This window comes from Microbulbifer maximicatervae (SeqCode) (genome assembly GCF_052467225.1).
In genome coordinates, this window is the sequence record NZ_CP174303.1 from 2,612,320 (window position 1) to 2,636,455 (window position 24,136).

A 24,136-nucleotide genomic window follows, 5' to 3' on the forward strand; every position below is an offset into this window, starting at 1 on the left:
ATTTTCAACATCAGAATCGATCAAGAACAACCATACAAGGGGCAGCAGTGGACTACCAAACCTGTCACTTTTTGTACCGGCACAGAAAAACCGTCAGATTTGTCAGCCGCTGTAGCCCGCGTTAGCTATGTCAAAAGACGATTAAATAATGGAAGAGCTGCTAAATAGTTTGGATAAGTTGGTGGTGGAGCATAATCTTGAGTCTCGAGCCTTTAAGGGAGCTAAAGAGTGGTCTTCATCCGCAGACTTTGATATTGACGCTTCAATAACTAGTAAATTTAAATACAATTTTCATGCTCATAAACTTTGTTTTAAGCATGAATTTAGGTCAAATCCATGCATAGAGACTTACCTTGATATCACTCTCGATGAAGAGGAAGTTGGTTATTACTGTTGGATTTCTGATTTAAATGGTGAAGTTCTAGATGATATGTTAGTTATAACTGATAATGAGTTAAAGTATAACTAACTAGATGCTTAAAGGTTGGACACTAAATCCTGGCTTGTGCTCGTGCCTGGCAAGTTATAGCCAATAAATTTGTGCACTTAAGAGAGCGGAAAAACCTAGAGTAAAGACGGCTGCTGTGGCATGAGAGCTAGGCGTCAGCGCACAGAAGATCTACAGCTGGCGCCGTCAATTTAATCGACTGTCTGATAAACAGTTCAATAGTTTAGACGGTGTCGACTATTCCAAACAGGGAAGCGCTGAAGTTCGCAAGCTCAAGAAGGAACTGCATGAAGCTCGTCAGGAGGTTGAGTTTCTAAAAAGGCAGTTGCGTACTTTGAGAACCACCAAGAGTAAAGTACGCATTGATACAAGAGCATGTAGGGTCATTCCCGGTTAGCTTGATGTGTCGGAGTTTAGAAGTCTCAAGATCGGGATATTATCGATGGCGGGTGAGGTTGCCAGCTCCACGCACGATTAGAAAGATACGAACAATCGAGAAAATCCGAGAGACGTTTACTGCGTTTAAAGGTTGTTATGGCGCGCCTAGAATCGCTTGCGAGCTTCAAGAGTTAGGTGAGCCATGCTCACGGAACTACGTCGCTAAGCTTATGCAACAGGAGCATATTAAAGCGAGAAACGTCAAAGGCTTTCGATATAGTCAGCCCGTAGAGGGGAGCATTAACGTCTCCGCCAACTTGCTTAAGCGTTGCTTTGATGTGGATCGACCAAATTGTCGCTGGACCAGTGACATTACGTATATCTGGGTTCTGGAGCGGTGCTTGTACCTCGCGGTAGCTATGGATCTGTACTCTCGACGTATTGTAGGTTGGGCATTTGACTCGCAGATGACCGATGAATTGACATGTCGAGCATTGAAAATGGCCCTAGAGCGAAGACCAATAAAGCCTGGACTGCTAGTTCACTCTGACAGGGATGTGCAATATCGATCGCAGAAATACCAGGATCTTTTGTCCGAAAGCAAGTGCAAGCCGAGTATGAGTCGTCAGGCTACCTGTTGGGATAATACGGCAATGGAATCATTCTTTAGCAGGCTAAAATTCGAGCTGGTCTATGCCAGAATATTCGAAGGCGAAGAGCAAGTATAATCTAAGGTGTTTGAATACATTGAGATTTTGTACAATAAGGTTGATGTGTATTCTGCATTGGGCTATGTAAGTCCGGCAGAGTATGAGCGTAAATATACATAGTTAGAGTGTCTACTTTTTGTAGGTAAGACCAACGTCGGTAATCATTTGAGGTTTAGCATGAAATCAGAACTAATAATAATTCACGCATATTTTTGGCCTAAACTGTGTGGATATTTATATTTAGCTTATTTTCACATTAGAAATATAGAGCATCGAACATGGTTTGATAGTTTAGAGTTTTTTGCGATGATTCCTCTTTATATTCTCTGTGCGCTTTTCATATTTGGGTTTAGCATTAAGCGTACTTTAATTCCCAAAATTTGGCTTATCTTAGTGGCCGCGAATGCTGCATTTCACCAGTTTCTATACTATGAAGACTTATATGATTTGCTAAGAAATTTGGCGTTATTCTGGCCTATTTATGTAATCACATTTGTATATTTGTTCATAAATAAAGGAAAGGGAGCAAACGTATAAAGAACCTTGAAGGTGGGCAGTCACAAGCTGTACTCAAAAGCATATCACAGCTTGCGACTGCCGCCTAACGGGGCGTTAATTTTATTATGAATGTTGATAGCTTTGCCGAATTCGGAATAAGAACACAGAACAACAGAATGGGTTTTTGTTCCTCGAAATAAAAAAGTGAGCGGACGAATTTATAAATGATGAAACTATGTACCCATGGTATAGCTTACTGTTGTCCCAAAAGGGGATGTTCGCGAGTGAGTGAATTCGATTGAATTATTCCGATATCTTTGAGCAGTATGGAACGCAATGGAAGGGCACGTGGTTAACAAGGAAAGAAGAGTTTTATGAATTTGATGTAATAACAGGTCGAGCCAATAAAGGTCATTGAAAATTGATGGTTGGTCTAGGTTTTACCCTGAAGTGTCAGGGGTATTGGGAAAACGCCTACTTTTATAGCTCTGTAGCTGCTATCGGAATATGGTCAAAGATAACAAGTAACTATGGTCGCTCGTCAATTTTTTAAGTCATACTATTCACCCCAATAGGTGTTATTTTTCACCATCGTATTTAGGATCATAATCTGCTTTCTCATGCAGTCAATCAGAGCGACCTTTTTAGGTTTACCAGCGTCGGCTAATTGCTTACACATCGACTTTAGTTTGGGATGATGCTGCATGGCTGGCATGGCTGGCATGGCTGCATGCTTGGCAACAAGCAGAACCGTGCGTACACGATGTCTTCGGGTCCGAATATATCTCTTTCACTGGAGGCTATTTCTTTGATGATTAAACTTTCCTGATTCAGGAGGTTTACACATCAGCGTATAAGCCAATACATTTCCGACGCCTTTGGTACTTAAGAATAGGTCGCATCTTTACCGCCATTCAGGCCCACCGTTAACTAGTTTATAAGGTTGTTTGCCTATACCTTGTAGCTCTCTCTTGATTGTGTTTAGAATGGTCTGGGTAGGTTTTACACTGATTTTGGCATCCTCTGAAGCCGATTATTTTGCATTTATTCATTTCTAAACACTGGCTTCATACGGCCAGCAAGCTACTGGTCTTCCTAATTTTTTCTGGCTTTATCACAGGTAGTCTAGGTTTCAAAGTTTCACCAAAACGTGCAATGTCAATAGCGCCTAGTTTGTCAGTCTCGACGAGTCGTCCGAGGGACTATGTAAAGTTTCATATCTACGAAGGGTTGCAGGCAGCAATAAGCAACTCCGCTCTGTCTGTGGCACAAATGAGCTCTATGTTAAGTCTCCCGGTAGACTCTGTAAATGCTCTTCGAGGCTTAATAGGTTGTAATTGCTTAATGGTATTTTTATCATTGTCAACACTAAAGTATTGGCCAGTAGGTCTCACGTAAATATTGAGTTCTCTACTGCTGGTATTGATGCCGACATTGATCTCTTGAGGTCCCATAAGATAAGCTATCTCCGACTTGCTATTCGGGCTCGAGGCCCACATGGCTTTTCGAGTTATGCCTAGTGGTTGCTTATCATATTCATACATGTTGTCGATCTTTTATGAGTAGGTTAGACAGCGAACTGTGATAAACAAGGCTTTCGGTGGCCGCTGAAGGTGGGACTCAATTTATCCGTCACTGAAAAGGACTTTCAACATCAGAATTGGGGAAGAACAACCATACAAGATAAATCTCATAAGGAAGTATAGACCTATCACTTTGCTTGCAAAAATACTCGAGTAAACTGCTAGCTTTACACTACTCGTATTTAGGACGTTAGCCTATCGACAGTTGTTTCGGAGTAAATGTTGGAATGAAGGATATGAAAAATATAAAACCATACTTTTTCTCGCTCATACTTACAGTATCTTTTGCGGCCAATGCCATAGTCATTCGTCATGATATTGAAGATAATAAATATCAAATTCCCGTATCTACCTTCCCAGCGCTTGTTGACTTTCCAGGTGAAGGGCACGGTGTATTAATTTACCCTCAATGGGTTGTTACAGCTGCACATGTAGCTTGTATGCAGCATTGTATTGAGGAGATAATGATTAGCGGCCTATCGCGTAAGGTAGAGACAGTAATTGTACATCCAGGATACAAGGAACCACCTTCAACTCTTGTTGAAAATGCATTAGCCTCGGGTGATGGATCAAATTTGAGAGAGTTTTTGGCATTGTCCGATGATATTGCGCTTATTAAGCTTAAAGAACCAATTGCCGATGTTGAACCGGTCTCTCTTTTTCTTGGTAGTGATGAGAAAGGCAAGACTGTCCAAATAATCGGCAAGGGGGCGACGGGCAATGGCTATGATGGAGTGGAGCCTCAAAGTCCCCATCGAACCACTTTACGCCGAGCTTATAATGTCATTTCTAATGTAGATGTACGTTGGATTTCCTACAAATTCGATTCGCCAAAATCTGCTATTCCACTCGAGGGTGTGTCGGGTAGTGGCGATAGTGGAAGCCCCGTCCTCATTAAGGAAAATGAGAAATGGTATCTTGCTGGTCTTGCTTCGTGGGCCTCTAGTGAAAAAGATCTTCGTACATATCGTGGCCCACTTTACGGTGATCTCGGAAATAGCGTTCGTATTTCTCATTATATAGTATGGATCGAAAGCACCATATCTGCCGAGGAATAAAAATAGTGATCCACGCTGACGGGAAGCTAGCGAAGCGTTGATCGGCATGAGAAATAAGACTTACCTACGTTCAGTAGGCGCTCTGTATGGTTAAGATTAGGCCTAACAAGGGGCGTATCATGGGTAAGAAAGAATTCAGGCGTATACGAAGGGGTTTGCAGAGAGGCAGTTTAGAGGGCGGCCAAGTCAGGGGCAACAATTGACCTGTAGCACGAAAACTCAGCGCCAGTTAACAGCAGATTTGTGGATTTAAACTGTTGCCTGATAAGCACCAAGAGTTAGGTGAGTCGTGCTCACGGATCTACATCGCTTAGCTTATACAACAGGAGCATAGACTAATAGTTCGCTCTGATAGGGCTGTGTAATATCGTTCGAAGAAATGCCAGGATCTCTTGTCCGAAAGCAAGTTCAAGCGGAGTATGAGTCGCCAAGCTGACTGTTAGGACAATGCCGCAATGGAATCATTCTTTAGCAGGCTAAAAGTCGAGTTAGTCTATGCCGGAACACCCGAAAGCGAAGAGCAAGCAAAATCTGAGGTGTTTGAATATATTGAGGTTTCCTACTATGGAGTTCGTAGGCACTCTGCATTAGGCTATATGGGTCCAGTTGAGTATGTGAGCAAATGCACATAGTTAGAGCGTCTACTTTTTGTGGGAAAGTCCAAAGCCAATGGAAGGTTCGGGTTAAATGAAAGAAAGAAGATATTCAGAATTAGACTGGCTAAGAGTTTTTCTAATCTTGGCCGTATTCTTACATCATGTGTTCATGCCGTTTAATGGGGATGGTTGGCATGTGATGAATGGAAAATCAAGTAAGTTACTTGATGATATCATGGTGTATTTTGAGCAGCTAAGATTGCATACTCTCTTTTTTATCGCTGGAGTGGGTAGCCTGCTTTTGCTAAAAAAGATTAATACGAGAACATTTATCGTCAATAAGTTCTATCGGCTCTTTGTCCCACTAATTGTTGGCATGGTACTCATAGTGCCACCTCAAAATTACTTCGAAAACATAAATGACTACAAAAGTATAATTGATGCGTATCAGCATCTATCTCTGACATTTGAATCTAATCATCTTTGGTTTATCGAGTTCCTTATTGTGTTTATGCTACTTGCCGTGCCTTTTAAGTCAGGGCTCGACAGCCAAGTGGGTAAAGCCTTTATTATCAGACTTGAGCGGCTAGCGCTATTTAAGCATGGATTGTTTTCACTTGTCCTTGTGGTTCTATTGTTGAGGTGCGGCCTTAAACTTCTAATGCCTGCTCAAGATAACAGTATTGATAACTTATCTGTATCGTTGTTTTTCTTGCTGTTCTTCATGGCTGGTATGTGTTTCATGAGTAGTCCTAAAATATGGCAGTCTGTGACTAACAACCGGTCAGTCAATTTAAAATGGTTCATATTCAGCACTGTTCTATTTTATGGTTACTACTTCAAACCTGATATTAGCGAATATGTACCACTAGCGGTACGTTGGCAGCTTTGGTGGTTAGTTTGTACACTTGTTTCTTGGTCTGGGCTGTTGGTATTAGTGGGGTATGCAAGTGCGTTCTTCAAGCAAACACCCAAATGGCTACATACCGCAAATGAATTGATTTATCCATTCTATATATTGCACCAAACAGTTATCGTTGCGCTTGCCTTTTATATAGTGCAATGGGATGCAAGTATTGCGGTAAAGTCAATGAGCTTATTACTTGGTGCGTCCCTTGTATGTATTTTGCTATGTTATTTTGTCGTAAAGCCTATAGGTATTTTTCGTTATCTGTTTGGTTTAAAGTCAAAGCGTGTAGTTTATAAGAGTTTAAGTCAGCAGGGCGCTGCAAGCGATGCCTCAGTTTGAGGTGGTCATTTTTTAGATGGTTTGTAGTTGCAAGCACCACTGAACACACATTTCAGAGAGTTTTTCTGGAAGCTAGCATAGCCGTTTCGTTCGAGTGCCTACATTTTGAGCTAACAAGCTCCACAAGTTATCAGCGTTATTTGTCATGGGCTGTCAGGTAGTTAACTGAGAAGCAAAGTATGTTATTTTCCCTGTAAATCTGTCTGACAGCGGTTAGCCAAAGGCGGTTGGCAGAGTATGTAGGTCGTTCAAAGGTCGTCAGCTGTAACCGAGCCAGGCAAGATTTCCCGGCCGGAGACTAGGTTGGGCAGCCTACGTTCCTCTTTGACTGCTCTTTATTGCAACGTTATGTTATATGCATGGGCAGTAAAATTGAAAAAGCGTTCTTAATCCCATTCATATTAAGCATTTCTTACTACATTTCCTGGAGTATATTCAGAGCTGCTAATTTGCACTGGGATAATGGCTACAATATCCCTGGATTTCTGATACTAATACTTTCATACCCTTGGACCTTAATTACCATTTATCAGCCACTAATATTTTTTATGGATAATTTGGTTGATTTTTACCTAAGAGTATTAATTTTAGGTATTATTGCCAGTTTGGGTTTTAGTTCAATTTTTTACCAGTAGTTTACCTAGGTAGATTATGTGTTCGTAAAGCATATAATATGCTAGCGCATTTGAAAGCGAAGAGTAAGTCAAATCTGAAGTGTTTGAATATATTTAAAATTATACAATAAGATTGATGGGCAATTTTGCATTGGGCTATGTAAGTCCATCAGGGCATGAGCGTAAATATACATAGTTAGAATGTCTACTTTTTGTGGGCATGACTAATGTCTTTCTAGTTAGGAGTAGATTTTGGAGATTAGAAAGCTTAATACATTGCGGGGATTAGCAGCTCTAATTGTTTTTGTTACCCATTTTAGCGACATTACGAATTGGCTTGATGGCGTATTGGGTGGCGGTTCTGGTGCATATGGTGTAATGCTGTTTTTCTTGCTCAGTGGCTTTTTGATGTCATATCTCTATTTAGAGAAAGACTTCACAAAAGCCAACGTCACATATTATTTTTTAGCGAGAATGGGAAGAGTTTTACCTTTATACTTGGTTGTGGTAGTTGGATCTTATTTACTGTCAATTTCAGGTAACAATACTCTTTACAGCATACCTGATCTTAATGCGCTATTAGGTCATTTGCTGTTCTTGTATGGAGAGAGTATTCTATGGTCAATTCCACCAGAAATACAGTTTTATCTCATTTTTATAATTTTCTGGGCATGTGCTAAGAATCGGTCTGGTTATATTTATCTATCTATTTTCACTTTAATGATTTTACTGTTTTTCTCCAATTTCCCGAGAGTATACGGTGAAGTTTATGGTATTCCATACAATGAGTTTAATGTGCTTAGGAGTTTGCCGTTTTTCTTTGTCGGTGTTATGTGCGGGATGAACTATAAATCTCTCAAAGTTCCGCGGTATCTTAGAAAGCACTGGTTTATGTTGGCGCTTTGTTTAATTCCTCTGATGTATCCTGATTTAACAATGATTACCTCTGATGCAAAACAGAAAATGTGGCTAAGTTACGAAGTGTTACTGGTAATGAGTTGTGTTTTCTTTTGTGTAGTGTTTTTAGTTCCGAATAATAATATTCTACTGGTAAATAGGTTTGGCGATTTTTTCGGGAAGATTTCATATTCTTTGTACATGCTGCATATGCCAATTATTGTGCAGGTAAATAAATTAGATTTATCCGTTGAGTTAAAGTTGATACTATCTTTCTCTTTAAGTGTGCTGGCTGCATATATTTCTTTTCATTTTTTTGAGAAGCCTATTGCTAAGAAAATACGAAGCATGTCATCTAACAAGTCAAACCAAAGGGCGAAACAAGGCTGCGCCTCTGCTAAAGGAAGTTGAAATCTCTCCTTTTCGAGTAGATGCTTGCCTTTTGAATAGGGTAGAAGAGTGCGCCTAAAATAGTAAGTGAAAAACGCGTTATTGGGTACGCATCAGAGCTCAAAGTTGGAGTTGTAGCTCCAGCTGAAGATCTTCAAGTCGATATGGTTACTATTGCCAAATTAATGAGAGTGTATCCAGTGGTGATATTTACGAGACGACAAATAACTTAAGTTATCGATACTGCCCAAATCCTAAACATGGATAGGCAAATAAGGTTTGGCTTTCAGTTGGTAAATATTTAATCAGATGACTTGCTGAATGTTAGCTAACAGTTCTTGCAAAAGCTCTCAGTGCAGTTAGGTGGATTTATTTATAGCTTGTGTTGCAAATAGAATCATAGAAATATAGATGGAAACTGACAAGGGCGCTCAGTGCTTTATCTCTGCCGCCCTTGCCACTAGCAATAACTCATGCAATTAAGTTGTACTCTAATTTTTAACTGCATACCACAATGAACTCGATGTATTGTTGGAGTTGTTAATTTTGTTAGTCCTCAGGGGGTGGCGGTGGTGGTGGAGGGGGCGGCGGTGGTTCGCTAGGGCTGTGCGGTGCGAGGGCAATTAGTAGAGTAACAACGCAGATTGCCTTCATTGTGAGGCCGCCAAGCAAACAAAAAATTAAAGCAAGAGAGTCGTCGTGAAGGTAGGTTAAGACGGGAAACAGCTGTGGTCTTTCCGGTGGTCGACCTTCCTGAATAGCCTCAACTAGGCGCTTTCCTTCTTCGCTAATTTCTATTCTGCTTAAAAGTGCTTGTCGAAGAGTTAAGAGCCATTTCTCCGTAGTGCCATACTTTTTTAAACCTTCTTTAAGCGCTGTCGCCAATGTTTCATCGACCTCTGTATTGGCGCGTATCTGTATTAAAAGTGAATCCGCATCAAGCCTTAGAATTTCTGAAAGACTATCCTTGAGTTGATCAAGAGATTCAAGTGCAACCTGAGACGCTTCAATCATGCATTCAAGTGATTGAAGCATATACAACGACCAGACATTTAATGCCCCGGAGGAAGTTAGCAACTCATCGTAGTATTTTGAATCTACCGCAAGACCATCTTCAATCCTTGTTGCTGCAAGGATTTTGGTGCGAAATGATCGATAAGACTTAAAGTCCCTGGCTGTCGTATCTGTTGCAGCAATCTTTGTTGCTACCGAAAGTTCCATTATATCTTCCATTGTCCATTTCCATTGTCCAATACGATTTAATAATGCGGTGTGGACAGTAAATATTTTATGTGAGCCAATCAAGCCGTTGTAAGGTTTTGTAATTTTCGATGTTGACGGCTAGAAGAACTATTACGTATTTGTTGTTTGGTGCGTAATATCAATAAATAGTAATAGGTTTGATTTGTGCGTGTTGTCTATTTCTATTGTGAGTAAATTGAGGGTTTTTAAGTTGGATTTAATATATGGTTGGCTTAGGTTGTGATTCTGCGGTTATAGGTTTTATGCGTGGTTTATAGCAGGTTGGCTTTTAGGGCGGAGTGAGGTGGGGTGGTGAGTAATCTTATTATGTGCCGAGATTATCTTAATCACTGCAGAGGCTGTTTTAGAGGCTCTTGTAAATTAATCTATCTAAGAAGTTTCCTGCAGAACTTTGCATTCTGTGTGTCATGATTTTCAATTTGGTTGAACAGTTATTGAATGCTGATGCAGGTTTGAAATAGACGAATGGGTAGTTAGTTTGGCAGATGGGTTCACGTGCTATGCGGGGCACATTCTATCAATGGGTAGTATGACTTTCTTGGGTAGGGAGAATTTAGCCTTGTAAACATACAGAGCCCAAAAGGCTCTGTATTGTTTGGGTTGGTATGGGTCAGATATCTGCTGTTATCAGGCGTATTACAGTTTGTGGTTAGTTAGAATTTTACACGCTGGGCGCTTAACTTCTTCAAGGTGTTACAAGGCTAAAATTACGATCAAATTTATCAAATAACCGCCCAAATTTTATTAGTGCCAAAGGATTTCCGCTCACCTTGAGTCTACCATCTTTGATTAGAGTAGGGGCGCCTACTAACCCGCTAAACATCATACGTAAGTCGGTACTGTTCAGAGCGAGGCTGGCAGAGGGCTCGCTACTGTGTCGGCCTGGGTAGCCGTGCAGCACCCCATTTTGTACTACGACTAAGTACTTTTCTCCAGTGTCAGTCATATCGATATTTAAGCGGATATCTGCATCTGCCGCTTTCTCACCATTAAGGCGCACCGCCATCGCGTCGAAAAGCAGCTGGAGAGGGACTCGCGCTACTATTTCTTCATCGGGCAGTATTTCTTCACGGTATTCAATACCATGGCGTAATTCCTTGGCTCCGGAGAGATAAAAGTTGCGCCAGATACCAGATTCTGCCTGGTAGCCGAGTTGCTCCAAGCTATCAGCCAATAGGTAACGAGCTTGCTCGTTCTCAGGTTCAGCGAAAACCAAGTGCTTTAGCACCATGGCTACCCAGCGATAATTGCCCTGGGCAAAATCCTGTCGGGCCCGAGCCATAATGGCTTCTCCCCCGCCCATGTAGTCGATGTAGTGCTCTGCAGCTTCTTCCTGAGGAATAGGGTGGAGGTTTGCTGGGTTGCCATCGAAATAACCCAGATAGCGATTGTAAACTGCCTTGGCTCCAACATTGACAGTGCCGTAGTATCCTCGATTGGCCCAAGCCTGAGAGAGGTTCTCGGGCAGCTCAAGGCGCTCTGCGACTTCGACCATATCGTAACCGTGGTTAGCTAGGCGCAGGGTTTGGTCGTGGATGTACTTATAAAGATCCCTCTGCTTAGCCAGGTAATCCATTGCTTCATCTTTGCCCCAGGTGGGCCAGTGGTGGCTGCTGAAAACCACCTCGGTCTTATCGCCAAATTTCTCCATGGCGTACTCAATATAGCGACTCCAGGCCTTGGCATCGCGGGTTTTCGCACCACGCAGAGTGTAAATATTATGCAGTGTATGGTTGGCGATCTCACTCATGCAGAGTGCGTTAAATTGAGGGAAGAAAAACACAATCTCTGCGGGTGCTTCGGCCCCGGGCGTGTTAATGAAGACGATGTCCACTCCATCAACTGTCATCTCTGCACCGGTTTCAGTAATCTCTATTGTTGGCGTAGCTATTCCGTGCTCACCATCTGATACTCGGTTGCCTAAGCCGGAAGAGACAAAACCCTCCGGACTGGAGGGCAGTAAATTTCCAAATTGGTATAACGCACGGCGTTGCATCACGTTTCCGGTGCGCACATTCTCGCTAATCGCCTCCTCAGCAAAACCCTCTGGTGCAATAATGTCGATAGAACCGCTCGCGAGCTGTTCTTTAGTTAGAACTCCAGTTATTCCGGCGAAATGGTCTGCGTGGCTATGGGTAAAGATAACTGCACTTACCGGTTGCTCTCCTAGTGCCTTGTTGGCCAGTGCAAGTGCTGCGGCTGCAGTCTCCACAGAAGTGAGAGGGTCGATAACAATCCAGCCGTTTTCTCCCTGCACCAGAGTCATATTGGCCAGATCCAGCGAGCGCACCTGATAGATACCATCTACCACTTTGAACAGGCCGTTATTCAGGACGTTGAGCTGGGCCTGACGCCAAAGGCTGGGGTTGACGGTATCAGGAGGGGTACCTTGTAAAAATTGCATCTGGGATAGCCCATAGACTTCCCGACCTTCGGTATTTTTCACTTGGGCGCCGGGAATAGATTCAATAAAGCCTCGTTTAGCCAGCAGAAAATCAGTTTCATCGCCGAAGGGGAGTTGTTTTGCCAGGGATCTATTGTGGGAAATAGTTGCCTTGGAGGCGGGTTTGATCTCGGTATTTAAATTTTCTGTGTGAGTTTTCGGTTCACTACCACAGGCAATCAAAAAGAAGGACAGCAACCACATCAGTATCAGCGAGCGCATTGAGACTCCCCAAAATCGGTGTACATGAAACTTCATTTTTATACTGGGACAGGGTTTTTATTGCCCAGAGTGGCCTTAGCTTCTCCCACCTGCGGTGGCGCGTCAAGACAAGAATTGTCCCTTTGGCGGCGTAAAAGTCTTTCTGCAAGGGAAGCAGTTTCATGTTACCCACTGGTTAACCAGTTTTGTCATTGGGCTTTGTATTTTCTACCAATACAGTCACGATTGTCGGCATTGTGATGTGTGAAGAGTTTGTGGTTCCTGAATCGAAGACGCTGGATTGTCGTAGCTGATAGTTTAATCTGGTCTGTTTTTATATGCCCTTAGGGATTTTATATTTAACAGGTTTAGGAAGGTTTCTATGATAGTAGATGGTCGTAAAGGTAAGTTTATTTTTAGCTTTTTTCTGTTGGTGCTAGTACCAAGCTAGCCATTCAAAACAGGGTGTCTTATTTATCAAATTCTATTTTAAAAATAAGACACCATCTGGCTGGAATTTGAACAGGTCGCCGATCAAAAATTCTTTAACTTCTATTAATCTTAACTCGAGAGGTAATTAAGCGGCAGGTGATATATTTGCGCTCTTCTTAGAGAGCGTTGCGCTTAAGAATGCGCAAAATGCCAGAGCTACGATATGAGGCAGGTAAAGTGTGTATTCACTGGTGTGGAAAAAATACAGAGTGGCTTCGCAGGCAATAATGGCAATTGCTGCAGTTGCCCATGGATGCAGTTTTATCAGCCTAGATGCTAAGAAAATGAGTGTGAAAACAATTAGTCCATATCCTAGTAAATGGACAACAAAAATTTCCCAAAGGACAGCCCCTCCATCTGAAAGGAGTGCTCTGAAAGCTTCGGGTATAGCGATGGCCGCAGAATATTCTGTAATTAATGGGCCTAAGTATCCGGCGACTAAGCCTATTATTATTCCAGCTATTGTATTTTTCATTGAATCCATTCTATTTTTATAGAGTTGGCCAACTATACCTTATGTGGGGCTGTTAAAGAAAATACATGGCTTGTTGCTGCAAAAGGCTGCGGTTGAAATTGAAGTAATTGCTTTGATTCATCCGATTAATTTACAGGGGCTGAAAAATTTACGGGAAAGGGAAGTTTGGAGTTGGTACTTTGTGGGTGGTTAGCGAAATAATTCTCCACAAAAAAGCGGGCTAAAAGCCCGCTCTCTCATTGTTTTATCGAAGCTTATTGCCCCAATGTAAACAGTGTAGTGTTACCGCCAGTGGCAACAGTGTTAATAGTTTTGGTTTTTTCGCTGGCGAAACGGAATAGGTAATGCGGGCCACCGGCTTTGGGGCCGGTGCCGGATAGGCCGTGGCCGCCGAAGGGGTTAACACCTACTACTGCGCCAACCATATCGCGGTTTACATAGCAGTTGCCGACGTTGATACGCTTGAATACCGCGTGGGCGCGGCCTTCGATGCGGGAGTGCAGTCCGAAGGTGAGGCCGTAGCCGGTGGCATTAATGCGGCGGATTACGTCTTCCAGCTCGTCTGCCTTGAAGCGAACTACATGTAGGAAGGGTCCGAAAGTCTCGCGCCTGAGCACGGAGAAGTCTTCAATCTCTACTACCTGCGGGCCGAAGAAGGTGCCTTCGCTGGGCTTCTTCGCTTCCTCAAATGCAAATAGCGGCTTGGCTTCTTTCGCCATGCGCTCGCGGTGGGATTCCAGCATGCCGAGGGCTTTTTCGTCGATAACCGGACCGATATCGGTATCCAGTTTACCGGGATCGCCGAGGGTCAGTTCTTCACACGCGCCTTTCAGCATATTCAGCAGGTTATCGGCGATGACATCCTGTACACACAGGATACGCAGAGCGGAACAGCGCTGACCGGCACTGAGGAAGGCAGACTGAATTACATCGTCTACCACCTGCTCGGGCAGGGCAGTGGAGTCTACGACCATGACATTCTGGCCGCCGGTTTCGGCGATCAGCGGTACAATCGGACCTTCTTTCGCTGCCAGCTGCTGGTTGATCAGGCGTGCGGTTTCGGTTGAGCCGGTGAAGGCTACACCGCCAAGGCGGGGATCTTCGATCAGCAGTTTGCCCACTGCGGCACCGGTACCTGTGATCAAGTGCAGTACTTTTGGCGGCACGCCGGCATCGAGCATCAAGCGCACGGCGTGTGCAGCGATGATGGGGGTTTGCTCTGCGGGCTTGGCCAGTACGGCATTACCGGCGGCGAGTGCAGCAACTACCTGACCAGTAAAGATTGCCAGGGGGAAGTTCCAAGGGCTGATGCACACGAAGGTGCCACGGCCACTCAAATACAGCTGATTTTGTTCACCGGTAGGGCCTGGTAGTTCGGTGGGCTCACTGAAATGCTGGCGTGCGCCGTTGGCGTAGTAGCGGCAGAAGTCGATAGCTTCGCGCACTTCACTAATGCCATCATTTAGGGTGCGGCCCGCTTCAATGCAAATAATTGCAGCCAGTTCATTGGCTTTATCTTCGTAGAGATCAGCAATTCTGTCGAGAATATCCGCGCGGTGTTTTCCACCCTGGCGATCCCAGTCGATCTGCGCTTCAGTGGCAGAGGCATAGGCCTGCTCAATCAGGTGCTTATCAGTATTCGCGGTGTGTCCAATTTTTTCGCCGGTTGCCGGGTTGTAAACCGGTTCTTCCGCTTCGCCCATGGTGCCGTTGACGATAGGGCCACCGAGGAAGTGCTTTTCGCGTTGCTGCTCAAGTTCTTTCAGCAGGGGATCAACGGAGAGAGGGTCAGTCAGTTCGATGCCGTGTGAGTTTTTCCGTGGCAAGGCTTCTGCGCCCATATAAATATTCTCCGGGACAGGAATTTGCGGGTGACGGTAGGGGTTGCAGGCTTCGCTTTGTTCCAGGGTGTCCTGGACCAGGGCTTCAACCGGCGTTGCCTCGTCCATAAAGCGGTTAACAAAGGAGCTATTAGCTCCGTTTTCCAGCAGGCGACGAACCAGGTAGGGCAGTAAGTCACGATGTGCCCCCACGGGTGCGTAGACGCGCACGGGCACACGCTTGCCGTGTACCGCTTCAATTTGTGCGTACAGCAAGTGGCCCATGCCGTGCAGGCGCTGGAATTCAAAGTCGGTGCGGCCATTGGCCAGCTCAAGAATCAGCCCGACGGTGTAGGCGTTGTGGGTGGCAAATTGCGGATAGATTGCATCGCCAGCTTCCAACAGTTTTTTCGCACAGACCTGGTATGACAGATCGGTGTGGCATTTACGCGTGTATACCGGGTAGTCCGGCAGGCCCATTTGCTGGGAGTGTTTGATTTCACTATCCCAGTAAGCGCCTTTAACCAGGCGCACCATCAGCTTGCGGCCGGTATCGCGGCCTAGGGCAATCAGCCAGTCGGCGACATGGGGGGCGCGCTTTTGGTAGGCCTGGAGTACAAAGCCCAATCCTTGCCAGTCTTTAATGTCGGGGTCGCGGGCGAGCGCCTCGAAGATATCCAGAGAGATATCCAGGCGGTCTGCCTCTTCTGCGTCGATATTAAGGCCCATATCGTATTGGGCTGCGGCGACACAAAGTCGCTTCACCTGGGGCAGCAATTCGTCCATTACGCGATCCCGCTGCAGCACACTGTAGCGGGGGTGCAGGGCGGAAAGCTTGATGGAAATACCGTTGGCCTCAACCACATCCCGCTGAGTGTTGTCTTTGCCGATCTCTTCGATAGCCATCATATAGGCATCGAAGTAGCGGTGGGCGTCGGCCATAGTGCGGGCGCCTTCGCCCAGCATGTCGAAGGAAAAGCGGGTGCCTGGGAGGTTTTCTTTGGGGCCGCGTTTCAGGGCTTCCTTGATGGTGCGGCCGAGTACGTACTGGCCACCCATAATTTTCATGGCCTGCATCATGGAGGTGCGCACCATGGGCTCGCCGATACGGCTAACCAGGCGTTTCATCCAGTGGGAGGGACGCTCGGTGATATCCGGGTCCAGCTCCACCACGCTGCCGGTGAGCATCAGGCCCCAGGTTGAGGCGTTCACAAACAGGGAGTCGGACTGGCCACGATGGCTGGACCAGTTGCCGGAATGCACTTTCTCGGCGATTAGTTTGTCGGCAGTATCGGCGTCTGGTACCCGGAGCAGGGACTCTGCCAGGCACATCAATGCAACCCCTTCCTTATTGGAAAGGCCGAATTGCTGAAGGAAAGCGTCCAGCGTTCCGCGCTTGCTGCGCTGCTGTCGCGAATGGTGAACCAGTGCGCGCGAGGTGTTCAGAATTTTCTTGCGCATCTCGTCGCTGGGGCGTGGCGCAGCCAGCAGCTCGCTCACGCAGAGGTTTTCGTCGGCGTGCAAATACTCGCGTGCCCGGTCTCGGGCATTCTGGAGGTCTCCGGCGAAGTTTGTCGACATATCGTCTCCCAAGCTCTATATCTAGGGTCAGAATAAAAAACCGGATTATGTGCGAAAATCGTTAGAATTAATCGCCATAATGTTGCGAGTTGTGGTTAAATATCACGCCTAATTGCGTGATTACCAGTAGGGTATTTTGTAATGTCTCGACAGTTGGAAGATCTTGATCGTATTGATCGCCAAATACTGCGAATTCTGCAACGTCACGGCCGCTTGCCGAACGTGGAATTGGCGCGCCGGGTTAACCTTAGTCCCACCCCATGCCTGGAGCGAGTCAAGCGGCTCGAAAGGGAAGGATTTATTCGCGACTATGTAGCGCTACTCGACCCGCTCAAAGTTCATGCGGGCCTGGTGGTCTACATCCAAGTGACCCTGAACAATACAGCGACTGAGGCATTGGAAGCCTTTAATGAGCATGTGGCTGGACTGGAGGAGGTCCAGGAGTGCCATATGGTTGCCGGTGGTTTTGACTACCTGGTGAAAATTCGTATTAAGGATATGCTGGGTTATCGTCGCTTCCTCGGTGAAAAGCTGGCATCCGTACCGGGAGTACGGGAAACCCACACTTATGTGGTGATGGAGGAAGTGAAGACTGATACCGCTGTAGCGGTACCGGACCCAGAACCCAGTGTGAAAGGTTCGCGGCGCTAATTGAGCGCAGTCAAATATCCTGTGCGGAGTGAGAGAACTGTAGCGATTTTGCTGGTTGGCTTTTTTATGAACCTGGGTAGGAATCTGAATTCTCTCCTCAGGCCTCAATCATAGGGATTGATTGCTGATTTCATGGATGAACAGATGGAATTGGCAACCATTGTCGGCGCGGTTTTTATTATGCTCGGCATAGCGATGCGGTACCAAGGTGGGTGCCGTGTGATTTGTCCGTAATAACTATAAGTAGGTACTGTATGGATTTTTCACTGAGCGAAGAACAGCAGATGATTCAGGATGCGGCAAAGCAATTTGCTGACAGTGAACTGAAACCCATTGCTGCCGAACTCGACAAGACCGGTAATCGAGAGCTCTTGTTGGAAAAGCTCAAGCAATTGGCAGAGCTGGGCTTTATGGGAATCAATATTGATCCCAATTACGGCGGTACTGGTGCTGGTACTGTCGCATTCTCCCTGGCGATCGCCGAGCTGGCGCGGGGCTGTGCCTCTGTTGCAACGACCACCTCCGTAACCAACATGGTGGCAGAGGTTATTCAGGCGGTAGGTTCGGAAGAGCAGCGCCAAAAATACCTCCCCAAAATCTGTAGTGGAGAATACCCCGCAGGTTCTTTCTGTCTCACCGAGCCCGGTTCCGGTTCGGATGCGGCCTCTATGCGCACCCGTGCAGAGAAGCAGGGTGATGAGTACGTTCTTAACGGCAGCAAGCTCTTTATTAGTAGCGCCGAATTTGCTGGTATTTTTGTTGTTTGGGCGGTGACAGATTCTTCCGCGCCTAAAGGCAAAGGTATTTCCTGCTTCCTGGTTGAAGCCGGCACACCGGGCCTGGTGATTGGCAAGGCCGAAGAGAAAATGGGACAGAAAGCCTCTGTTACCAATGAGGTTTCTTTCGACAATTGCCGTATTCCTGCCTCCCATCTTTTGGGTGAAGAAAATCGCGGCTTTCGCATTGCTGCAGGCGAGCTCGCTGGAGGCCGAATCGGTATTGGCTCCCTGGCGCTGGGTATCGGCTTTGAAGCTTTGGATTGTGCCCGGGCTTATCTGCATGAGCGGGAGCAGTTTGGTAAAAAACTGGCGGAGTTCCAGGGGCTGCAATGGCAGCTTGCCGATAAATATACTGAGATGGAAGGTGCGCGACTCCTATTGCTGCAAGCCGCTTGGCAGAAAGATGCCGGAATGCCGTTTGGCCCTGCCGCTTCAATGGGCAAACTGTTCGCCAGTGAGAAGGCTAACGAGGCATGTTATTTAGCTCTGCAAATGCACGGTGGTGTGGGCTATACCCGTGAATATCCACTCGAACGTATGAGTCGGGATGTGAGAATCACTACAATCTACGAAGGTACCAGTGAGATCCAGCGCCTGATTATTGCCAGGCATTTACTGGATGTCAGATAATATTTAATGACAAAAAAGCCGGCGCTCTTCGCCGGCTTTTTTGTTTCTTTCCCCCTAAATTTGTCAGTTATTCTCCTGATGCCGGCATAAATACCCGTCCGCTTAATAGTTTCCTACCTATCCTCTACAAGGGACTCTGCCGCATCACTTTGCGAATCATGGAAAGGAAACAACTGATGAACGTTAACAAGCTGCCGCTGTTTTCGCTATTTCTAGTATTCCTTGCCTGTTCGCTAACGACCGTAAGTATCATGGCGCAAGAACCCAATCCCGCCAGTGTCGTCACAATGAAATCAAACCAGGCTGTACTGAAAGAGCTCCCCTTTGCAAATCGGAAGGACTTTGAGGATGTAAAGCGGGGGTTTATTGCTCCTCTACCAAATAATGGTGTTATTAAAAACAGCAAAGGCGATACGGTATGGAACTTGGAGCAATTTCAATTTGCTCGCGATAAAGAGGCTCCTGACAGTGCCAACCCCAGTCTGTGGCGGCAACTGCAATTAATTTCGGAGGGCGGTCTCTATGAGGTGATACCGCGAATCTACCAGGTTCGCAGTGCGGACCTCTCCAATATAACTTTTATTGAGGGCGATACCGGGGTCATTGTTATGGACCCGCTGATTTCTGCCGAGACGGCTGAAGCAGCGTTAAACCTCTATCGGCAGCATCGCGGAAACAAGCCTGTCGTTGCTGTGATCTACACCCACAGTCACGTTGACCACTATGGGGGGGTTCGCGGTGTTATCGATGAAGAAGATGTAAAATCAGGCAAGGTTAAGGTAATAGCCCCGCAAGATTTCCTGATTGAAGCTGTTAGTGAAAATGTCTTTGCAGGAAATCATATGGCGCGTCGTGCCAGTTTTATGTACGGGAACCTGATCCCTAAAGATCCCAAAGGTACCTTAGGGGCTGGCCTCGGTCTTGAAACCTCCACTGGCACCATCACACTGATAGAACCGACAGACTCCATTGTTGAGACCGGGCAAACTTTGGAGCTGGATGGGCTTATCTTTGAATTTTTGTTGGCTCCGGGCTCTGAAGCGCCGGCAGAAATGCACTTCTATATTCCTCAACTGAAAGCCGTAACCGCTGCTGAGAACTCAACCCACACGCTGCATAATCTCTACACTCTGCGGGGAGCAAAGGTCCGAAATGCTCGTGACTGGTCTCGCTACCTCAATGAAACCGTGCAGCGCTGGGGTGGAAAAGCCGAAGTCCTGTTTGCACCCCATCACTGGCCAACCTGGGGACCAGAGAATGTGGTGAATCACCTGAAAAAGCAGCGAGACCTATACAAGTACCTCAACGATCAAACCCTGCGATTAGCCAATCACGGGTACAACATGGTTCAAACGGCTGAGCTGATGGAGTTGCCCCCAGAGCTCTCACAATATTGGGCCAATCGCGGCTATTACGGCAGTGTAAATCACGATACCCGTGCGGTATGGAATTATTATTTAGGGTTTTTTGATGGCAATCCCGCTCGCCTGTATCCAATGCCACCGACGGCCGCGGGAATAAAGTACGTCGAGTATATGGGCGGGGCCGCCAATATTATCAAGCAAGCAAAGAAAGACTATGAGGCAGGAGAGTACCGCTGGGTTGCGGAGGTGCTCGATAAATTGGTTTCCGCAGAGCCTAATAATCGTGCAGCAAGAGACCTATTGGCAGATGCGTTAGAGCAATTGGGTTATCAGCAGGAGAATGGCACCTGGAGAAATTTTTTCTTAAGTGGTGCCAGGGAGTTGCGGGATGGTATCCAGAGATACCCTGTCCCTCTGACTGCGAGCCCGGACACTATTCGCAGTATGCCGGCTGGTTTGATTTTTGATTATCTGGGAATTCGACTCAACGGCCCAAAAGCGACTGGCAAAAAGCTCTCCATCAATATCAATATGCCGGACGTAAAAGAAAAGTATGCGCTTGTGCTTGAGAATGCGGTACTGAACTACGGGCCTCCTGTTAAGAATCCCGGCAGTAGCGTGCAGATAAACCGCTCAGACCTCAATGACATCATCTTGGGGAGTGCATCTATTCAGGAGAAGATTGAGGACGGGAAAATCAAAATTGAGGGCGATGCGGGAGAGTTGAAGACATTACTTTCTTTAATGGACCGGTTTGATTTCTGGTGGAACCTGGTTACGCCTGAGCCTATGGATAAGATGGTACCGAAAGATTTTTGAACTTGGGCTAACTTTGCGATAAATGGATACCTTCAAATGTATTGCGAGGTTGAATCAAGGAGGCAGGAATGGCAGAGAAAGGAAAAACGTTTTCTGAGATGTTAAAAGGAATCGGTACACTGGAACAAAGTGCCGATTTTTATGTTTCCTGGTTTCGAGTATTACATATTTGTTCTGCTATTGCTGTATTTATTGCTTATCGGTTTTTGATTGCGCCATGGAAAGGTCGGAAAAAGAAAGCATTCTATGCAGAATTGGAGTCACTGAAGAACTTGCCGCTTCGGTTACCTGATCCAATATCAGGGGATAACTCCGAAACCCAGTATTTCCTAAATGAGAATGAGTTAAGCTTTTTCAAAAAGAACGGTTATCTGTCCCCGTTTTCCGTGATTTCAAAACAGGAGGCTGCTGAGTTACAAGACCTGGCTTTGGAGGAGTATGATAAAGATTTCCATGGAATCAGTTTTCTTGGGGATAAAGTTCGTGATATTGAACTTAAATATGGCAATTGGCCGATAGAGGATGCTGGAACTTATCAGGCTTTACGACTGGCTCCATTCAGAGAGCTTTTAAGGAAACCGAAAATAGCACATCGCCTGGCTAGTTTACTGGGAGATGAAGTGATTTGCTGGAGGACACAGTTTTTTCATAAACTGCCAGATACTGGACCGACAGTTTGGCATCAAAATGCCACGTTTAGGGAGTCTGGGAAGTTTGCCAAACTTCAGCCGACCCTGGACACAGATCCAGCGATGATTCAGTTGAATGCATGGATAGCGCTTTCTGATTCTACTCATGAGAATGGCTGCTTGCGATTGCTTCCTGGATCGTGTTCTGATGCCCGAATTAGTTTTTTATATGAATATATACAGAGTAACAGATATTTCTATCTGTCATTGCTCCCATTTTCAATTTCTAATTTATATGCCATAGCAAAAATTGGCTTTTACGGCTCTATCTTTGCAAAGAGTGCATTGGTGTTTTTTACTGCGGTGAAGATTTTGGGGGAGGATTTCTTTGATAAATTTGAGGTTCTTGACGTTGAGATGAAAGCGGGGGAGTGCCTAATTTTTTCTGCCTTAAATATGCATGCCTCTTATCCGAATATAACAAAAAATGACTGCCGATTCTCTTTTCTTGGGCGATGCACCACAACTCATGTAAGGGTTTCGCCTTCTGGTAAAGATAGATTCCCTAGTGCTGAGGGATTGGTTGAGTATGAATTGCCTGAGGTTAGTTCGTTTCAAATATATGGCGATGATTCTTATGGGTATAACAAAATAATGCGAGACTAATAGGTGGTAGTGTCAAGTGTTTAAAAGAGGTGAAAGCAGATGGCGAATGGAGATAGTACCTTTTCAGAAATGTTGAAGGGATTTGGTTCTATGGGAGATGCCGCAGATTTTGCCATCTCTAAAATACAGGTCGTACAAATTTTTTTAATGATTATGGTTGTTGTACTGTATAAGCTGTTAATTCTCCCATGGCGCGGTGCAAAAAAGAAACAGTTGTTTGATGAATTGGTTAGGCTCAGAGATCTTACAGTGACAATCCCAAGGGATAATGTCTCCAAAGATGCTGGTGAAGATGGTTTTTTAACAGAAAAAGAGATATGTTTTTTCGAAAAAAATGGTTATCTACCTCCATTCCAATTGGTCTCAGAGGAGCAAGCTAAGAGTTTACGTAGAGAGGCAGAGGAAGCGTTTGCCGATGACTTTGAGGGGGTAAGTTATATTGGCAGCAAAATAAGGGAGATAGAAAAGCGGCACGGACAATGGCAGATTGAAAGTGCGGGGCTTTACCAGGCCCTTAGAATGAGGCCTTTTAGGGAGTTGCTAAGGAATCCAAAACTGTCACATAAGCTTGCCAGTTTGTTGGGGGAAGAAGTGATGTGCTGGAGGTCGCAGTTTTTTGATAAGTTCCCGGGTGCTGAGGGTACTATATGGCATCAAAATGCAACTTTTAGAGAAACTGGAAAATATGCAAAACTGCAACCTACAAAGGATACTGACCCTGCGGTTATCCAGCTTACTGCCTGGGTTGCCTTATCAGAATCTACTGTTGAAAATGGCTGCTTAAGATTTTTGCCTGGATCTTTTGGCGATGCAAGAATGGACTTTCTGTACAGTTTTGCTCAAGACAACAAATTGTTCTATATTGCACAACTTCCCTTTTCGTTCACATATTTTTTTAATGTTTTTAAAATAATTCTCTTTGGGCAAATTTTCACCAAAGTTATGTTAATTTTTCTCACTGCGGCAAAAATTTTGGGAGAGGATTTCTTTGATAAGTTTAAAGTCAAAGATTTGGAAATGAAACCTGGAGAGTGTGTTGTATTTTCGTCGCTAAATATGCATGCATCATATCCAAATACATGTAAAAGTAATTCTCGGTTTTCCTTTGTGGGAAGGTGCACAGCCAATCATGTGCGGGTTGCACCTGGGGGGAAGGATATATACTCGACAGCAGAGGGAATGGTGGAGTATGAGCTTCCAGAGGTAGGTAACTTCCAAGTATATGGTAAGGATTCTTTTGGTTATAACAAGATATTGGAGGACTAGCCTTACTGTGCTCTATGTAGGTTACTATTATTAAAATGGTAATTATACTTGGGAGTAAATTTTAATATCCTGTCCATTAGGAGCAAACCCTCGATTACCACTTTTGTCATCTAATGAGTATTCAATTTGTACTGTTCTGTCGAATCGATTTTTCTTCAACGAAAGTGCTTCAAGACTGTTTGATGTGTTGGCTCCACGAAAGTCAGGTGGGTGGCTGATGCTGCACGGTGTTTTCAGCTGCATCTTTCTTTAGGTCTGGTTTTTTTGTCTTATTTTGTGGGTTTGTTAGTTTAAAATTCTGTGGGCACAGATGTGCAAGGGGCTTCCTTTTGAATAATGTCTATCTAGCTTTCCCCAACCAGCCCGCTATATCGTATTAAGGCTATAGTCAGTGTTGGACTTCTCATTTTTTGATCTTCCCTATTTTGTTCACATTTTATTAAGTTACGCACAGAATAAAATTCTGTCCCCGCTAAAATTCCGCCCACTTTTGCATTTCATGACTGTCCGGAACTTATATTTTGGACAGTACCTAACTCCAAAATAAAAAACACGGCACTTAAGGCGATTATGGAAAAGTTATTCGGGCAGAAATTATTGGTACTTGCACTAACTGCGGCACTCGCAGCTTGTGGT

The 24,136-nt window shown here is 45.1% G+C and carries 14 protein-coding genes and 1 pseudogene; 11 read left to right on the forward strand and 4 right to left on the reverse strand.

The annotated features are described in order from the left end of the window. The first annotated feature begins 148 nt into the window (after positions 1-148). The 6 genes and pseudogenes from ACJJIZ_RS11560 to ACJJIZ_RS11585 all read left to right on the forward strand — a co-directional run bounded on the left by ACJJIZ_RS11560 (position 149) and on the right by ACJJIZ_RS11585 (position 8,442). The gene (locus tag ACJJIZ_RS11560; RefSeq protein ID WP_444913470.1) at positions 149-469 is read left to right on the forward strand and encodes a hypothetical protein; all 321 of its coding nucleotides are present in this window, start codon (positions 149-151) and stop codon (positions 467-469) included. A 335-nt stretch (positions 470-804) separates the two neighbouring features. Continuing rightward, a pseudogene (locus ACJJIZ_RS11565) lies at positions 805-1,554 on the forward strand (IS3 family transposase); the annotation flags it as partial. Between the two features lie 2,290 nt (positions 1,555-3,844). Then, a complete protein-coding gene (locus ACJJIZ_RS11570) occupies positions 3,845-4,675 on the forward strand; it encodes a trypsin-like serine protease (RefSeq protein WP_444913471.1) in 831 nt (276 codons plus the stop codon). Between the two features lie 455 nt (positions 4,676-5,130). After that, entirely contained in the window at positions 5,131-5,307 is a 177-nt protein-coding gene (locus ACJJIZ_RS11575; RefSeq protein ID WP_444913472.1) for an IS3 family transposase, read from the forward strand. 55 nt (positions 5,308-5,362) lie between these two features. After that, positions 5,363-6,520 carry an acyltransferase family protein gene (locus tag ACJJIZ_RS11580; RefSeq protein WP_444913473.1) on the forward strand — a complete coding sequence of 386 codons (1,158 nt, stop codon included), beginning with the start codon at positions 5,363-5,365 and terminating at the stop codon, positions 6,518-6,520. 866 nt (positions 6,521-7,386) lie between these two features. Continuing rightward, positions 7,387-8,442: an acyltransferase family protein gene (locus tag ACJJIZ_RS11585; protein ID WP_444913474.1), complete on the forward strand. Its 1,056-nt coding sequence runs from the start codon at positions 7,387-7,389 to the stop codon at positions 8,440-8,442. Positions 8,443-8,970: 528 nt separating this feature from the next. Here ACJJIZ_RS11585 and ACJJIZ_RS11590 read toward each other — a convergent pair. The 4 genes from ACJJIZ_RS11590 to putA all read right to left on the reverse strand — a co-directional run bounded on the left by ACJJIZ_RS11590 (position 8,971) and on the right by putA (position 16,696). After that, the gene (locus ACJJIZ_RS11590) at positions 8,971-9,654 is read right to left on the reverse strand and encodes a hypothetical protein (protein ID WP_444913475.1); all 684 of its coding nucleotides are present in this window, start codon (positions 9,652-9,654) and stop codon (positions 8,971-8,973) included. A 715-nt stretch (positions 9,655-10,369) separates the two neighbouring features. Next, a complete protein-coding gene (locus ACJJIZ_RS11595; protein ID WP_444913476.1) occupies positions 10,370-12,349 on the reverse strand; it encodes an alkyl/aryl-sulfatase in 1,980 nt (659 codons plus the stop codon). 556 nt (positions 12,350-12,905) lie between these two features. Next, entirely contained in the window at positions 12,906-13,295 is a 390-nt protein-coding gene (locus ACJJIZ_RS11600) for a hypothetical protein (RefSeq protein ID WP_444913477.1), read from the reverse strand. A 254-nt stretch (positions 13,296-13,549) separates the two neighbouring features. Then, entirely contained in the window at positions 13,550-16,696 is a 3,147-nt protein-coding gene (gene putA, locus ACJJIZ_RS11605; RefSeq protein WP_444913478.1) for a bifunctional proline dehydrogenase/L-glutamate gamma-semialdehyde dehydrogenase PutA, read from the reverse strand. A 141-nt stretch (positions 16,697-16,837) separates the two neighbouring features. On the opposite strand from putA, the gene ACJJIZ_RS11610 reads away from it, so the two are divergent. The 5 genes from ACJJIZ_RS11610 (at position 16,838) to ACJJIZ_RS11630 (ending at position 23,500) form a co-directional block, all read left to right on the forward strand. Next, positions 16,838-17,347 carry an Lrp/AsnC ligand binding domain-containing protein gene (locus tag ACJJIZ_RS11610; protein WP_108732847.1) on the forward strand — a complete coding sequence of 170 codons (510 nt, stop codon included), beginning with the start codon at positions 16,838-16,840 and terminating at the stop codon, positions 17,345-17,347. Between the two features lie 254 nt (positions 17,348-17,601). Further along, complete coding sequence (locus ACJJIZ_RS11615; RefSeq protein ID WP_413665396.1) at positions 17,602-18,756, forward strand: acyl-CoA dehydrogenase family protein; 1,155 nt, start codon at positions 17,602-17,604, stop codon at positions 18,754-18,756. A gap of 176 nt (positions 18,757-18,932) precedes the next feature. Further along, positions 18,933-20,939 (forward strand): alkyl/aryl-sulfatase, encoded by a 2,007-nt coding sequence (locus tag ACJJIZ_RS11620; RefSeq protein ID WP_444913479.1) that lies wholly within the window; start codon positions 18,933-18,935, stop codon positions 20,937-20,939. Positions 20,940-21,007: 68 nt separating this feature from the next. After that, positions 21,008-22,234: a phytanoyl-CoA dioxygenase family protein gene (locus ACJJIZ_RS11625; protein WP_444913480.1), complete on the forward strand. Its 1,227-nt coding sequence runs from the start codon at positions 21,008-21,010 to the stop codon at positions 22,232-22,234. A 39-nt stretch (positions 22,235-22,273) separates the two neighbouring features. Further along, positions 22,274-23,500, forward strand: coding sequence for a phytanoyl-CoA dioxygenase family protein (locus tag ACJJIZ_RS11630; protein WP_444913481.1), 1,227 nt, complete (start codon positions 22,274-22,276; stop codon positions 23,498-23,500). The last annotated feature ends 636 nt before the right edge of the window (positions 23,501-24,136 follow it).